Here is a 15,524-nt window from a genome sequence, read left to right as displayed (position 1 = left end):
TGACCATGGACCATCGCACGCCTACCCCCGACAACCCTTGGCTGGCCCTGCGCAACCTGACCCCGGCGCGCATCGCCCTGGGCCGTGCCGGCACCAGCCTGCCGACCGGGGCGCAGCTGGACTTCCAGTTCGCCCATGCCCAGGCCCGCGATGCCGTGCACCTGGCCTTCGACCATGCCGGCCTGACTACCCAGCTGGGTGACCGCGGGCGCGAAAGCCTGGTGCTGCACAGCGCTGCCAGTGACCGCCACCAGTACCTGCAGCGCCCGGACCTGGGCCGGCGCCTGGACGAAGAGTCGATTGCCACCCTGCGCCAGCATGCACAGGCCAACCCCGGCGGCGTCGACCTGGCCATTGTGGTCGCCGATGGCCTGTCGGCGCTGGCCGTGCACCGCCACGCATTGCCGTTCCTGGCCCGTTTCGAGGAACAGGCCGCCGCTGACGGCTGGACCAGCGCCCCGGTTGTGCTGGTGCAGCAGGGCCGCGTGGCAGTGGCTGACGAGGTTGGTGAACTGCTGGGCGCACGGATGACCGTGATGCTGATCGGCGAGCGCCCGGGGCTGAGTTCCCCCGACAGCCTTGGCCTGTATTTCACCTACGGGCCAAAAGTCGGCCTGACCGATGCCTACCGCAACTGCATCTCCAACATCCGCCTGGAGGGGTTGAGCTATGGCATGGCGGCGCACCGCCTGTTGTACCTGATGCGCGAAGCCTGCCGTCGGCAGCTTTCCGGAGTGAATCTCAAGGATGAAGCCGAGGTCCATAGCCTGGAAAGTGAGCACACTGGTAACCAGAAAGGCAACTTCCTGCTCGGCAAAGAGTAAACAACATGTCACGGAAGGCGGATTGCACTTGTGACGCGCATTGGGCAGCATGCCCTTGAAAGCCGCTGGCATTCCGCTGTTTCCCTAAATGGACTCTGAGGGCCGCACATGCGCATCATCAAGGCAACCCTGGAACACCTCGACCTGCTCACGCCATTGTTCGTCAAGTACCGTGAGTTCTACGGGCAGCTCCCCTACCCCGATAGCTCGCGCAGCTTCCTGGAAAAGCGCCTGAAGCGGGATGAATCAGTGATCTACCTGGCACTTCCCGATGATGACGACAGCAAGTTGATGGGCTTTTGCCAGCTCTACCCAAGCTACTCGTCGCTGTCGCTCAAGCGCGTGTGGATTCTCAACGACATCTACGTGGCCGAAGATTCGCGACGCATGCTGGTGGCCGACCATCTGATGCGTGAAGCGAAGAAAATGGCCAAGGAAACCAACGCCGTGCGCATGCGGGTGTCGACCAGCGCGAACAATGAGGTCGCGCACAGGACCTACGAATCCATCGGGTTTCGTGAAGATACCGAGTTCAAGAGCTACATCCTGCCCATCAGCCAGGATTGATCTGTCAAAACGGTTCACCGCATTTGTAGGAGCAGCCTTGCGCTGCGAAAGGGCCGAGATTGCCTGTGGCATCACTGGCCTCTTCGCAGCGCAAGGCTGCTCCATGAGCTCGGTGCTGACACAAAACAGTCCCTATCGTAACCCCCCGCTACAAACTCCCCGGGCATGATCCTCACTTCGCCGTATAATGCCCCACCTGTCATGCGTGAAAATTTACCCATCCCCAGGTAACCCAGCCTACGCCCAAGAACACAGGTGCTGTACATGGATTTCAACCCGTTGGACCTTATCCTGCATCTCGATGCCTACCTCGATCTGCTGGTCACCAATTACGGTCCCTGGATCTACGCCATCCTTTTCACCGTGATCTTCTGCGAAACCGGGCTGGTGGTAATGCCCTTCCTGCCGGGCGACTCGCTGCTGTTCATCGCCGGCGCCGTAGCGGCGGGTGGCGGTATGGATCCGGTGCTGCTGGCTGGCCTGTTGATGGCTGCCGCAATCCTGGGCGACAGCACCAACTACGTGATCGGCCGAACAGCCGGCGAGCGGTTGTTCAACAATCCCGACTCGAAAATATTCCGCCGCGACTACCTGCAGCGCACCCATGAGTTCTATGAACGCCATGGCGGCAAGACCGTGACGCTGGCGCGCTTCCTGCCCATCCTGCGCACCTTCGCACCGTTCGTCGCCGGCATCGCCCACATGCATTACCCACGTTTCCTGGGCTTCAGCGTTGCCGGTTCAATCCTGTGGGTCGGCGGCCTGGTCACCCTGGGCTACTTCTTCGGCAACGTGCCATTCATCAAGCAGCACCTGTCGCTGATGGTGGTGGGCATCATCATCCTGTCGCTGGTACCGATGATCCTCGGCCTGTTGCGCGGCCGCCTGGGCCGTGCGGCCAAGGCTCACTGAACACTTAGAGAACAGCAGGCATGTGGTCGTTCAGCGCCTGGCGGCGCAAGCGCGCACTGGCGCGCTACCCCATCGAGCCAAAGCAGTGGCAGGCCGTGCGCGAGCGCTTGCCCATGCTGGACGGCATCAGCGACGACGAAGATCACTGGCTGCGCGAAGCCTGCATCCTTTTCCTGCTCGACAAGCACCTCACCTGCCTGCCAGGTGTCGAACCCGACGACGAGCAGCGCCTGTTGCTGGCCGCCCAGGCGCAGTTGCCGCTGCTGCACCTGGGCGAGCTGAACTGGTACCAGGGCTTCCACGAAATCATCCTGTACCCCGACGATTTCAAGAGCCCCCAGCGCCACCGCGATGCCAGTGGCGTGGAGCACGTGTGGGACGGCGAGCACAGCGGCGAGGCCTGGCAACAGGGGCCGATCATCCTGGCCTGGAACGGCGTGCTGGCCAGCGGTGGCTGGGAGGCCTACAACCTGGTCATCCATGAGCTGGCGCACAAGCTCGACATGCTCAACGGCGATGCCAACGGCCTGCCGCCGCTGCACAGCGGCATGCCGGTGGATGAGTGGGCAACGGCCATGCAGCAGGCCTACGACGACCTCAACCGCCAGCTGGACAACAACCCCGACGCCGAAACCGCCATCGACCCGTATGCCGCGGAAAACCCGGCGGAGTTCTTTGCTGTCACCAGCGAATACTTCTTTAGTGCCCCCGACCTGCTGTATCAGGCTTATCCACAGGTCTACCACCAGTTGTCGCAGTTCTACCGGCAAGACCCGCTGGCGCGGCTGCTTCGGCTGCAGGCCGAACACCCCGAGTACCGCGAAAGCCACGCCTGACGGGGCCGCACATCCGGCCAGGCGTGGCATGCCCCGGCAGAATGTGCCTATAATCGCCGCCACTTTTTTGGTCAAACACGGGGGCACTGCCCAATGAGCTACAGCAAGATTCCGGCGGGCAAAGACCTGCCGAACGACATCTACGTCGCCATCGAAATCCCGGCCAACCACGCGCCGATCAAATACGAGATCGACAAGGACAGCGACACCCTGTTCGTCGACCGTTTCATGGCTACCCCGATGTTCTACCCAGCCAACTACGGCTTCATCCCGAACACCCTGGCTGACGACGGTGATCCGCTGGACGTGCTGGTGGTTACCCCTTACCCGGTAGCGCCAGGCTCGGTTATCCGCGCCCGTCCGGTTGGCATCCTGAACATGACCGACGACGGCGGCGGTGATGCCAAGGTCATCGCTGTTCCTCACGACAAGCTGTCGCAGCTGTACGTCGACGTGAAGGAATACACCGACCTGCCAGCCCTGCTGATCCAGCAGATCGAGCACTTCTTTGCCAACTACAAAGATCTCGAGAAGGGCAAGTGGGTCAAGATCGAAGGCTGGGATGGCGCTGACGCCGCCCGTGCTGCGATCACCAAATCGGTTGCTGCCTACAAAGGCTGATACCGGTTGTAAAAAAAACCCGCTTCGGCGGGTTTTTTTTTGCCCGAAGGGGCGACAGCACCTTCATTCGGTAAAAAGTCCTACGCAGTCCTACACCAACGCCCTACAAGCAGGCACTTTTCGTACAAACTCCGTCAACAAGCGGTTCATTTCCTTGCGGGTACCCCGTCGCTACACTCGCCCCCATGAACACTTCCGGCGACCGTCTCAAAGCCCTTCTCCACGAATGTGGCCTGTCCGCTTCTGATTTCGCCGCTCAGCGCAGCGTCACACCGCAGCACGTCAACAACTGGTTCAACCGCGGCGTACCCCTGGCCCGCCTGGACGAAATGGCCGACCTGTTCTGTGTGCATCGGCGCTGGCTACGCACGGGCGAAGGGCCCAAACACACAAACCCGATCCAGCGCAACCACCCGCCACGCCAGGCACCGGCCAACTCGCCCAGCCCACTGTCGGCACACCGTGCCCGGGAGCTGAGGGTGCCTTTTTACGAACTGCGAAACGGCCTGCTTGCGCCGGTGGCCAGCAAACACCTGCGCCTGCCGGCAAAAGCGCTGAAAGGGTTGGGTGTGCACGCCCATCACGCCATCTGCCTGGCCATGCCCGCCAGCAACATGGTTCCGCTCATTCCGCTGGAGGCCATCCTGGCCGTGGACTTGGGCATGACCCAGGTAATAGAGGGCGAAACCTATGCCCTGCTGCACAATGGCGTGCTCAGGGTAAACAACCTCAGCCTCGGCCCGCAGGGCACGCTGTACCTGCACAGCCATGACCGGCGCAATTACGCCGTCGAACGCTACACCTGCGCCCAGCGCCAGGCGCAGGGCCTGGAGATTATCGGTTGGGTATTCCACTGGTCGCATTTCCGCCAGCAGCGGCCCGGCTGAAACAACCTGTGCCATTTTTTGCTGGGCATCCTGCGCGTGCCCTTGTATGCTACGCCGCACATTAAGCCCCGACCGGCGCGAGCCGCGGTCCAGAGGGCTCGGCGATATCCCACACGGGCATCTGCCATCTCTTTCAGGCCCTTGATGGCCACACAGTTAAGGCGATTGCGGCTTACCATAAATTAGTCGGAAGCGTCCCCGAGAAGCCGGCCACAAGCCGGCTTTTTAATGCCCGCAAAAATGCCGGGGCGCTGGCGAAACCCTCTGCGCCAACGCCCTCTGCGGCCTTCAGAACCGCGTCACTACCCCCACCCGCAGCGTGCGCCCCGGCGCCGGCATGAAGCTTTGCGCCAGCGGGTCCAGATAGTAGCGATCGGTCAGGTTCTGCAGCGAGGCATTCACCTCGGTGTTCTCGAGCAACTTGTATTTCAGGAACAGATCGAACAGCGCAACCGAGCGGTATTCGATCTGCGGCGTGGTAGCACCGGACTGCCAGGGCTTGTCGAGGGTATTGGTCGGCCCGGAGGTGTAGGTCACCCGCCCACCCACGGTCAATGCCTCGTCGAGGAAGCGCACGCCGCCAGTCAGGTTGGCTGAAAACCGTGGCGGGTTCTGGGTGTTGGTGTAAGAACCCATGAAACTGCCCGGCGTACAGTTGGGTGTGTTCTCGGTCTTCTGGTACGGGTTGGCGGTGGCGCGGAGTTTGCCGGCGAAGTCCGCGTCGCAGGTCTCGGTCTTGAGGTAGTAGGTGGCCGAGAGGTCGGCAAACACACGGCCGGCATCGTAGTGTGATTGCAGCTCAAGGCCGCGGGTGCTGAAGCTGTCGGTGTTGCTGAAGGTCATCAGGCCCCAAAGCCCCGGGCTTGGGTCGTAGTACCGGGTGATGTAGTTCTTTATCACGTTGTCGAAGTAGGCAAGCTTGACCGCGGCCGAATCGTGCTCGGTAAACAGGTTGTCGCGCAGCGCGCTGACGCCGATCTCCCAGCTCTGCGAGCGTTCGGGCTTCAGGCTTTTACCGGGGGAGACTTGCTGGGTACCCTGGCTGGTCTCGAACAAAGACGGCAGGCGCAGGCCCTGGGTGTAGGTGACATACAAGAACGTGTCGGGCATCAGCTCGACGTTGATGCCGAATGCCGGCGAGAAGCCGCCGCCACTGCTGCTGCCCTGCGGGCTATGGTCGTAGCCTGTGACTACGCTGCTGATGCCTTCGGTGCCGACCTCCACGCTGGTCGCGCCGAAGTCGTTGAAACGCACGCCATTGAACGGCTCGTTGCTGTTGCCGAAGACGATGCCGTTGTTCAGCCTGGGGTCGGTGGCATCGGTGTACTGGCCGTTCTGGTCGGGGAACCAGGTCATGCTGCCCCAGCCTTTCGGGCCACTCGCCGAGACGTATCGTACCTCGCGGTCCTGACGCCTGGCGGTGGCCAGCACGGTGTTGTCCCTGGTGTGGAAGTGGCTGTAACGGCCACCGCCCCACAGGGTCAGTTGCTCGATCGGCTGGTACTCGAGCTTGCCGTTGAAGCTGAACTCCTGCCTGGAGGCATCGCGCAGGGTGCGGTTGGCATCGATGTCATGCTGGGTGATAAGCACACTTTTCTGCGGTTGCAGGTCTTCGAGCTGGAAAGCGCCGCCCAGGTCGAGCTTGAAGTCGCCATGGGTCGTCTCGAACCGGGAGACGTTATTCAGGTCGCCACCAATACGGCGGTTGTCCTGGCGGGTCCAGCTGCGGTCAGAACGAAACAACTGCGAAGCAGGCGCCGTCCAGGCCGAGCTCAAGGTGCTGGTTTTGGCGTCTGTCATCCACAGGTTGCTGGTCAGGTCGACCCAGGGGTTACCGGCAGGCAGGTAGTGGTAGCGCGCCGTGTAGGTGTCGATCTTCACCTCGCCCAAGGGGTACTGGTAGATACCCGCGGTGCCGAAACGATAGATGTCGGAAGGCATGATCTCGGCAGTGCGACCGTCGTAGCGGCGATAGCCCAGGTCCAGCGTATGGTCGTCGGCTATCCGCCAGGTTGCCTTCAGCAGGTACGAGTCGGTTTTCGATGAAGAGTTGAGCACTTCTTCGCCGGCGTTGTAGGTCATTGCCACGCTTGGCTGCTCCCGGCCGTCTTCGTCATGGATGCGGTAGCGGTCCTGGCCTTTCTTGCCGGAAAAGTAGTTGCCCTGGTTACGGTGGGCATACGCCGCCACTACGTCCAGCCGCTCTGTGGTGAAGGCTAAGGCAGCGCTGCCAGACTCAGCCTCGGAGCCAAACAGGCTGCCCCGGCTGTCGCGTGGCGGCGCGGTCAGGCTTTCATCCCTGGAGCTGGCGCTGCGGTGAGCGGGGGCTACGCCGTTGTCCCAGAAATCGCCCTTGAGCCGCACGCCGACCTGGTTGCCGTCCACCAGAATGTCCTGCACACCGATCGTCTGCATCTCCACCGTGCCGCCTATCGCCCCGGACTTGGTCGACGGCCCTTTGTTCACGGTCAGACTGCTGATCAGGTCGGGATCGATATAGCTGCGCTGCTGGGTACCGCCATAACCTCGATACACATCCAGGGCCTGCTCAGAACCATCGACCTTGACCGCCACCCGGCTCTGGCCCTGGATGCCGCGGATGTTGACGTCCAGGGCACCGCCATTGCGGGTGTCACCAACCTGCACGCCTGGGACACCGCTGAGCAGGTCGCCCGCAGACACCCGGCCGAAGCGGTCGATCTGCTCGCTGGTCAGGTGCACTGACGAACGTGGCGCTCTGTAGGTTTCCACCTCTGGGCCCTGTGCGGCGGCCTCGACCATCGTCGGCGACAACTCTGCTGCAGCACGGGCAGCGGTGCCCTGCGCCAACAACACGTAGGTGCCGGTAGCACTTGGCACCAGCCGCAAACCGGTATTGGCGAGCAACCGCTGCATGCCCTCGCTGACCGTATACCGCCCTTTCAAGGCGGGCGCCGTTCGCCCGCGGATCAGGTCAGGCTCGTACGACAGCAGCAGCCCGGCCTGGCTGCTGAAGCTGCCGAGGGCTGCCCCCAACGGGCCTTGGGCAATGTTGTAGTCACGCAGCGTGGCGTCGTCCAGGCGGGTAGCCGTGAGCGCAGCCTTGTGGGCATCCTGGGCCAAAACCGCGCTGCTGTGCAGCAGGCCCGCAGCGCAGCAACTGGTCAGCGTGCAACGCAGCACAAAGTTGATGGGCGACAGGCAAGGCCGAAGGCGCGGAGCAGGTGAAGGACAACGTACTGGGAGCATGCTTTTCTCGCTCGTGGGGTTCGCGCCCACCACTGGCAGCGGGCTGTTACCTCCTCTGTCGCACGAGATCGAAAAAAGGATATGAATGGATAGGAAGCGTCCGAATTTACCGAACCGGCCTTGTGACTTGAGCAATTCTAGTGATAATGGTTTGCATTTGCGACAGCCCATGTATCAATTCAATCGACGATGAATGCACCCTTCTCCCCGCCGAACAGTACCGAGCCGTGCAGTATCGAAACGCTGTACATCGAGAACCACGCCTGGCTGCGTAACTGGCTTGCCTACCGGCTGAGGTCATGGGGGCGCGGGGTGGCCGACGATCTGGCCCAGGATACGTTCCTGCGTGTGCTGGCCAGCCGCGAGGGCGCGCGGGTCGAGCCGATTCGTCAACCCCGCGCCTACCTGACGCGCATCGCGAACTGCGTGCTGGTGAGCTGGCGGCGCCGGCAGTCGCTGGAGCAGGCGTGGCTCGAAGCGCTGCTGTTGCTGCCAGAGCCCGAGTATCCTTCGCCCGAGCTGCAATGTGTGATCCTCGAGACCCTGCATGAGATCGACGCAGTTCTGCACAAGCTGCGACCGCGTGCAAGGCAGGCATTCCTGATGGCGACCCTGGACGGCATGAAGCACAAGGACATCGCCGTGGCCTTGAACATAGCGCTGCCGACGGTGAAGAAGTACATCCACGACGGCTACCTGACCTGCCTGACGCAGATGCCCGATGACTAACGGTACTCCAACGCCCGACGATGCCATCGCGCAGCATGTGCTTGCCCAGGCAGCCTCGTGGCTCATGCTGATGCAGGAAGGGCCGCTGCTGCCTGCCCAGCAGCTCGAACTGGAGCGCTGGCGGCTTGCCAGTGATGAGCACGAACGTGCATGGAAAAGGGCGCAGCGCCTGCTTTCACGCCTGGGCAGCCTGCCGCCAACGCTGGCCAGGCATACCCTGCAACGCCCCCCGGGCAGGCGCGCGGTACTGCGCGGGCTGGTTCTGCTGATGGGTGCCGCACCGCTTGGTTGGTGGGGCTGGCGCTTGCAGGCCGGGCGTTTTGCCAGTGATTACCATACGGCTGTCGGCGAGCGCACACACGCGCGGCTGGCCGATGGCACGCAGATCATCCTGAATACCGACAGTGCCCTGCAGCTGCTTTTCGATAGCGCGCAACGGCTGCTGCATCTGCGCCGTGGCGAGGTGTACATCGTGACCGCTGCCGACCCACGGCCGCTGATGGTGCAGACCGTACATGGGCAGTTGCTTGCACTGGGCACGCGGTTCAGCGTGCGCCAGCTGGCCGATGAAACCTTGCTCGAGGTGTACGAAGGCGCCGTGCAGGTACGCCCCGAAAGCACCAGCGTGGCGGCAGGCGAGAACATCATCCGCGCCGGGCAGCAGGTTCGATTCACCCGGGAGCGTCTGGGCCTTGTCGGTGAGGTGGGTGAAACCAGCCTTGCTTGGCAACGCGGCTTGCTGGTGGCCGATGACATGCCATTGCACCAGTGGGCGCAGGCATTGATGCGCTACGCCGACCAGCGCCTGGAGTACGACCCCGCGTTGAGCGAACTGCGGGTGTCTGGCACCTTCCCGGTCGATGATCTGCCGCTGGCGTTGGCCATGCTGGCCCAGACCTATGGGCTGCAGGTTCGCCAAGGTGGTGGGCGTCTGGTTATCAGTCGGTGATCGGGCAGCCCATCGTCAGTCTTTTCGGGCGCGCGGGCTGGCAGAGGGTGTCAAACTGCTCTTCAGGAATTCCTCGCGCACCTGGTGCATCTGCAAGTGTGTTTTCCCGGTCGCATACTCCAACCCCGCAAGCCCCATTTCCAACGCCAGCTCGGGATGCCGGGCAGCATGACGGATACGCTCTGCCAGGCTGGACGGGTTCCCGGTTTCGAACGTCAGCGCGTTGTGCTTGCTGGTTATGTCCAGCACCCCGGATGTATCAGAACCGATGACGGGAACGCCTTGGCTGAACGCGTCAAAAATGATGCGGGGCTGTTCCTGCTTCAAGGTCGGCACCAACAACCAGTCATGCTGGGCAATGATGTCGAAAAAGTCGTTGCCATAATCAACTGCGTTCTGGAACCGCACTTCGATGCCGCCATGGTCTTCAGCTGCAAAGCGTAGGCAGTGCTCTTTGAAATCACCCTCACCCATGAGGGTGACGGTGATATCAATGTTTTCGACTTCCAGTTGTTCAATGGCTTCAAGGACTAGCAGAACACCTTTATCCAGGACAAGGCGTGATGGGTAAAGCAGTTTGACTTTACGGTTGCCCTTGGCTTCGAATCTTTTCCTGACGGCGTCCGGTGCCGCGATGTATTTTTTATCCAGCCAGCTGGCAGGGTTGATCAGCGTGCGGCTGCTATTACGCCCAAGAAAATACTCCTTGTAGAAAGACTGAGTAAAGATCCTGGCATTCGCCAGCTTCAGGCAGCGCTTCAACAAAAGGGTGTGCATATGGTGTTCGATGATTGCTCTGAGGCTTCGCGGCTGCCCCTGAGCCAACATCCAGAATGAAGACTCTATGACAATCACCCATTGGAAGCGGAACAAAGGCTTGAGCGGCAATAGGTAAAAGGACAAGGGGAATGCCCAACCGGCCCCGTCAGAATGAACGATCCGCGCATGCTTGCAGGCATTGATGACGGTTATGAAATTCGGAAAAAAGTTCTTTAATACTGACGAAAGCCCATAGTCTTTGCGCAACCCATAAAGCCATTTAACATCCAGATGGCTAATGCTTTGCAGTCCGTCGACGTTGCCGCCTCTCTCGACAGGGCAGCACATGCCGAAGTTTTCTATGTAGGTGAGATGAAGCTCTATATCTTTGACCCACAAGGGGTCTGTAAACAAGCCACCTTGCTCGTCTACGACAACAGGAATTCGGGTGAACAGCATGTATGGGTCTTCAATCATATTCCCCTCACAGGGATGCCAAGGACACTAACGGTTGAATTGTCTACATGGGGCCTACTCCTCAATACCAGCCGTCCATCTCAACAACGTTCCAGCGTCCTTGCAGACCTTCTTCATACGCAGCAAGCGCTCCGCATGGGTTCACTCTAGTGCGGCTTCACAGATTGCACACGCGATGTAGCAACAATTTCTCATCGTGTGCTGCCCCCTTGTAGGCGCGACATAAGGCCGCGCCCACAGGGACCGCACGCGTGCCCAAACAAGCCGATCAGAAATCGTAACGCGCCCCAACCATCATGCTGCGCGACGGCCCGTAGAAGTTGAACGTCGACGTCGACCCCACCCGCGACAAGTAGTCCCGGTCGAACAGGTTGTTGACGTTGAAAGTGGCCGTCAGCTTCGAGGTAACCGGGTACGACAGCATGGCGTCGACCGTGGCATAGCCCGGTGCATCGATACGCACGCCACCATTCTCGGAATAGAAGCTGCTCATCGCCGATACCCCGCCACCAATGGCCAGGCCGGTCAGCGGGCCTTGGCTGATGGTGTACTTGCTCCACAGCGAAGCCTGGTTGCGCGGCATGATGAAGAAGGTGGTTTCGGCGTCCCCCTTGAGGGTTTCGGTTTCCATCCAGGTGTAGCCGGCCAGCAACTCCCAGTTTGGCGTCAGCTTGCCGCTCACTTCCACTTCCGCGCCTTTGACGCGGGTCTTGCCGGAGGCAATCGAGAAATTGGTGTCTACACCATCCTCGTCATACTCGGTGGTGGCGCGGTTCTTGTCGGTCAGGCGGAATACCGAGAAACGGGTATTCAGGTCGCCGCCAAAGTAGCTGCTCTTGAGCCCGAATTCGTACTGCTCGCCTTCACGCGGCTTCAGCACCCGGCCGTTGCTGTCGGTGTCGGACTGCGGCTTGAACACCTGCGAGTAGCTGGCGTACAGCGCATGGTTCTCGGTCAGGTCGTAGACCAGGCCGCCATACGGGGTGAAGTGGCCATCGACACGCTTGCTGTCGTTGGTGGTAGCGCCGCTGCTCAGGGTAGTGGTGTAGAAATCACCGCGATACCAGCTGAAGCGGCCGCCAGCGATCAGCGCCAGGCGCTCGATGGGGCGGAAGGTGACCTTGGAATACAAGCCGTATTCCTCTTCCTGCATGCCGGTCTCGGTACTGTAGTTGGGCGACGGTTTGGCGAACTGCTTCGGCGAGTAGGTGTTGACGTTGATGGGGCCCAGGTTGGTGGTGCCGTTGAGGTACTCGGTGTCGTAGTTCTTGTAGTCGGTGCCGACCACAAATTCGCTGACCTGGCCGAGGGTTTCGAACGGCTGGCTGTAGCTAGCGTCCAGCGAGTAGGTGTCCTGGGTGAAGTCGCGGGCGCTGGCGCGCTCGGAGTTGGCACCGGTGGTGGCATTGGTCGCGGTGAAGGCATACAGGTAATTGGTGTCGCGGTGCGAACCGCGCGCCGCGATACGGCCATAGCCGCCGTTGTCGAAGCGGTGGGTCAGCTCGGCGACCAGATCGGTGGTCTTGCCATCGAAGGAGTTCCAGTCAGCCCCCAGGAAACGCGAATGGCTGAAATCGGGCACTTCGCCGGACAGCGTTGCCGGGTAACCATTGTGCGGTGTGATGTTCTTCACTTCGTGCATCAGGCCGAACGACAGCGTGGTGGCGTCGTCCAGGTCGACATCCAGCGCGCCGTAGTAGCTGTTGCTGGTGTTGGCGTTGTAGTCGACCTCGCCATTGGTGTCGTCACGGGACGCGATGAAACGCCCGCGCACGCGCCCGGCGTCATCCAGCGGCCCGCTCAGGTCGATTTCTTCGTGGTTGGTGTCCCAGGTGCCATAGCTGCCTTCGACGTGGCCCTGGAACTCGGCAGTCGGGCGCTTGCGCACCATGTTGACGATGCCACCCAGTTCACTGGTGCTGCTGAACAGCCCGGCCGGGCCGCGCATGATTTCGACACGGTCGAACGCCGCCAGCGACGGCACGGTACCAAAGATGCTGGCCATCGGTGCCGGCAGGCCGTCAATGTTGAACTCGCTGTACTCATAGCCACGGGCGTAGATCGACGACCGGCCGCTGTCGTTGGTCAAGGTGCGCAGGCCGGCGGTGTACTTGGCCAGGTCATCCAGGTGTACGAACTGGCGGTCTTTGACGTAGTCCTGGGTGTATACGGTGATCGACTGGGGGATGTCCTTCAGCGCTGCTGGCGTCTTGGTGCCCACGGTCGCGGCATCGACGCTGTAGCCACCGGTGGCTTCCGAGGGCAGCATGTCGTACAGCCGGTTGCCTTCGATGGTCAATGCCGGCAGGTCGAGCGCAGTGTCCTCGGCTGCCGCCTGGGTCGCTACCGTTTCGGCCAGTGCCGACACCGAAAACGGGGCCAGCAACCCCAGCACCAGCCAGCCCCGAGCCCGTCGCGAGCTCCCCACACCTTTGAAACCGTTCATGACACACCCTTCGCCCAAATGATAGTAATTCGCAAACGAAACAAGTTGCTTTTTGCGAACGATACCGGAGGGAAAACGGGGGCGCAGCAGGATTAACCTTCTTAACACACCCAAGCGTTGCCCTCCCTTGCTGGCAATGGGATGATTCGTAACTGATACAGGTTCTCATTCAAGGCTCCCCGTGCCCACCTCACTTCTCCTCGCCGAAGACGACGCAAGCCTGCGTCAGGACCTGGAACGCCATTTCCTCAAACGCGGTTTCCGGGTACACGCCTGTGCCACTGGTACCCAGGCCCTGGACGCCATTGGGCAAACACCGTTCGAACTGGTGTTGCTGGACATCATGCTTCCGGGTATCGATGGCCTCAGCCTGCTCGACGAGTTGCGCCGCCAGCAGGCGGTGCCGGTCATGCTGATGTCGGCGCTGGGCGCCGAGCAGGACCGCATCAGTGGCTTTACCCGTGGTGCCGACGACTACCTGCCCAAGCCCTTCAGCCTGGCGGAGCTGGACGCACGGGTCGATGCCTTGCTGCGGCGCGTGGCATTTGATCGCGGCACGGCGCTGCGTGCCGACGTCGGCGAAGTGATGCTGGACCACGACCGCCAGGACGTTATCCACAACGGCAACGCCGCTGGCCTCACCGCATCCGAATTCCGCTTGCTGGTGACGCTGCGGGCGCATCCCGGCGAAGCCTTGAGCAAGCCCTTCCTGTACCAGACCGTGCTGCACCGGGCCTATACCCGCCTGGACCGGGGCCTGGACGTGCACGTGTGCAACCTGCGCCGCAAACTGGCCGACATCAGTGCCCAGCACCTGCAGATCCAGGCCGTGCGCGGGCAGGGGTATCTCCTGGTCGACACGGAACAGCCCTGATGCGTCGCCACCCGTTGCTGTGGAAACTGGCCGTACTGCAGGTCAGCTTCTGCCTGTTGCTGATCTGGCTGATCTGGACCTGGGGCCTGTCGGTGGAGCGCAGCACCTATTTTCTGTCCCCGGCCGACCAGGATTACCTGGCGCGCTATGCGCAACAAGCTGAAGACGCCTGGAACCAGGGCGGTGCGGTAGGCGCCGAGGCCTGGCGCAGGCAACTGGAACAGGCCGAGGACACCTGGGTGGCGGTGATCGGCCCGCACCTGCAAAGCCTCGGCACCACACCGCTGAGCGCCGAGGAGGCGAGCCACCTGACCTTCATGCGCAAACTGGACTGGCCCATGAGCCGGCGCCTGCAGGATGAGCTGCCCTACGTCAGCATCGAATTCCCGCAACACCCCGAGCGCGGCCGCCTGGTGCTGCAACTGCCCGAACGCCTTCTGCCCACCGGCCTGACGCCATGGACCCATGTGATCACCCACGGCGTTGCACCTGCGCTGCTCGCCCTGCTGCTGGGCCTGGCGTTGTACCGGCATTTAGTCGTACCACTGAACCGCCTGCGCGACCGCGCCGACGCCTTGCGTGCCGATGACCTGGACAGCCCCGCCCTGCCCCTGCTGGCACGCCGTGACGAGCTGGGTGAACTGGCACAGGCCTTCGAGCACATGGCCGGGCGCCTGCGCCAGAGCCTGGAGCAACAGCGCCTGCTGCTGCGCACGCTGTCTCACGAGCTGCGCACACCCCTGGCACGGTTGCGAATCGCCCATGACAGCGACTTGCCGCCGCTGCAGTTGCGCGACCGCCTGGACCGCGAAGTCGCCGACATGCAGAAACTGCTGGAAGACACGCTGGACCTGGCCTGGATGGACACCGAACAGCCCAGCTTGCCGACCGAGCCGATACTGATGGTTTCCGTATGGGAAGCACTGTGCCAGGACGCCTGCTTCGAAAGTGGCTGGGACCGTGCACGCCTGCCGTGTTCACTCGGCACCGATTGCCTGGTACAGGCCCATCTGGACAGCCTGGCCCAGGCCCTGGAAAACCTGATGCGCAATGCCATTCGCCACTCGCCGGCCGAGGGCCGGGTCAGCCTGGAGGGCTGGCGTGAAGGCGACTGCTGGCACCTGTGCCTGAGCGACCAGGGCCCCGGCGTACCTGACGCCGACCTTGAACGCATCTTCAAGCCTTACCAGCGCCTGACCGACAGCGGCGCGGGCTTCGGCCTGGGCCTGGCCATCGCCCGACGCGCCATCGAGCTGCAAGGCGGCCGCTTGTGGGCCAGCAATGGCCACCCTGGGCTGTGCCTGCACCTGACCTTGCCGATGGCCAGGGACTGTTTAGAAAGTTAATGCGCTTTACGCTCAATCAGGACTGATTATCATCTGGGCGTTCCAGCCTTGCGTTCCTCGCAAAGCCCT

Annotated in this window: 13 protein-coding genes; 10 read left to right on the top strand and 3 right to left on the bottom strand. The window is 62.0% G+C overall.

All coding sequences use genetic code 11. The features are described 5' to 3' along the window. Positions 1-5: 5 nt before the first annotated feature. From eutC to SB756_RS25635, 6 genes are all read left to right on the top strand, one after another. A complete protein-coding gene (eutC, locus tag SB756_RS25660) occupies positions 6-824 on the top strand; it encodes an ethanolamine ammonia-lyase subunit EutC (protein ID WP_341797456.1) in 819 nt (272 codons plus the stop codon). 108 nt (positions 825-932) lie between these two features. Next, entirely contained in the window at positions 933-1,391 is a 459-nt protein-coding gene (locus SB756_RS25655; RefSeq protein ID WP_341797455.1) for a GNAT family N-acetyltransferase, read from the top strand. 264 nt (positions 1,392-1,655) lie between these two features. Next, positions 1,656-2,303: a DedA family protein gene (locus SB756_RS25650; RefSeq protein WP_341797454.1), complete on the top strand. Its 648-nt coding sequence runs from the start codon at positions 1,656-1,658 to the stop codon at positions 2,301-2,303. A gap of 20 nt (positions 2,304-2,323) precedes the next feature. Next, positions 2,324-3,139: a zinc-dependent peptidase gene (locus SB756_RS25645; protein WP_341797453.1), complete on the top strand. Its 816-nt coding sequence runs from the start codon at positions 2,324-2,326 to the stop codon at positions 3,137-3,139. A 93-nt stretch (positions 3,140-3,232) separates the two neighbouring features. Then, positions 3,233-3,760, top strand: a complete 528-nt coding sequence (gene ppa / locus SB756_RS25640; RefSeq protein ID WP_016497835.1) for an inorganic diphosphatase — start codon at positions 3,233-3,235, stop codon at positions 3,758-3,760. 185 nt (positions 3,761-3,945) lie between these two features. Continuing rightward, positions 3,946-4,647, top strand: a complete 702-nt coding sequence (locus SB756_RS25635; protein WP_410912419.1) for a helix-turn-helix transcriptional regulator — start codon at positions 3,946-3,948, stop codon at positions 4,645-4,647. A 288-nt stretch (positions 4,648-4,935) separates the two neighbouring features. On the opposite strand, the gene SB756_RS25630 is transcribed toward SB756_RS25635, so the two are convergent. After that, the gene (locus SB756_RS25630; protein WP_410912417.1) at positions 4,936-7,875 is read right to left on the bottom strand and encodes a TonB-dependent receptor domain-containing protein; all 2,940 of its coding nucleotides are present in this window, start codon (positions 7,873-7,875) and stop codon (positions 4,936-4,938) included. Positions 7,876-8,064: 189 nt separating this feature from the next. On the opposite strand from SB756_RS25630, the gene SB756_RS25625 reads away from it, so the two are divergent. Together SB756_RS25625 and SB756_RS25620 are read left to right on the top strand one after the other, a co-directional pair. Then, positions 8,065-8,604 (top strand): sigma-70 family RNA polymerase sigma factor, encoded by a 540-nt coding sequence (locus tag SB756_RS25625; RefSeq protein WP_410912416.1) that lies wholly within the window; start codon positions 8,065-8,067, stop codon positions 8,602-8,604. Beyond that, complete coding sequence (locus SB756_RS25620) at positions 8,597-9,553, top strand: FecR domain-containing protein (RefSeq protein WP_410912414.1); 957 nt, start codon at positions 8,597-8,599, stop codon at positions 9,551-9,553. Before SB756_RS25625 ends, SB756_RS25620 begins: the two co-directional genes overlap by 8 nt. A 15-nt stretch (positions 9,554-9,568) precedes the next feature. On the opposite strand, the gene SB756_RS25615 is transcribed toward SB756_RS25620, so the two are convergent. Further along, a complete protein-coding gene (locus SB756_RS25615; protein ID WP_410912412.1) occupies positions 9,569-10,789 on the bottom strand; it encodes a glycosyltransferase family 4 protein in 1,221 nt (406 codons plus the stop codon). Between the two features lie 268 nt (positions 10,790-11,057). Continuing rightward, positions 11,058-13,235, bottom strand: coding sequence for a TonB-dependent siderophore receptor (locus SB756_RS25610; RefSeq protein WP_410912410.1), 2,178 nt, complete (start codon positions 13,233-13,235; stop codon positions 11,058-11,060). A gap of 181 nt (positions 13,236-13,416) precedes the next feature. Between SB756_RS25610 and SB756_RS25605 the strand changes: the two genes are divergently transcribed. Together SB756_RS25605 and SB756_RS25600 are read left to right on the top strand one after the other, a co-directional pair. Beyond that, positions 13,417-14,109: a response regulator transcription factor gene (locus SB756_RS25605; RefSeq protein WP_410912408.1), complete on the top strand. Its 693-nt coding sequence runs from the start codon at positions 13,417-13,419 to the stop codon at positions 14,107-14,109. After that, positions 14,109-15,455 (top strand): histidine kinase sensor domain-containing protein, encoded by a 1,347-nt coding sequence (locus SB756_RS25600; protein ID WP_410912406.1) that lies wholly within the window; start codon positions 14,109-14,111, stop codon positions 15,453-15,455. The genes SB756_RS25605 and SB756_RS25600 overlap by 1 nt, the downstream gene beginning before the upstream one ends. Positions 15,456-15,524: the final 69 nt, after the last annotated feature.

It is taken from the genome of Pseudomonas sp. SIMBA_068 (assembly GCF_046534705.1).
Lineage (GTDB): Bacteria > Pseudomonadota > Gammaproteobacteria > Pseudomonadales > Pseudomonadaceae > Aquipseudomonas > Aquipseudomonas putida.
This window is presented reverse-complemented; position numbering and strand designations above follow the sequence as displayed.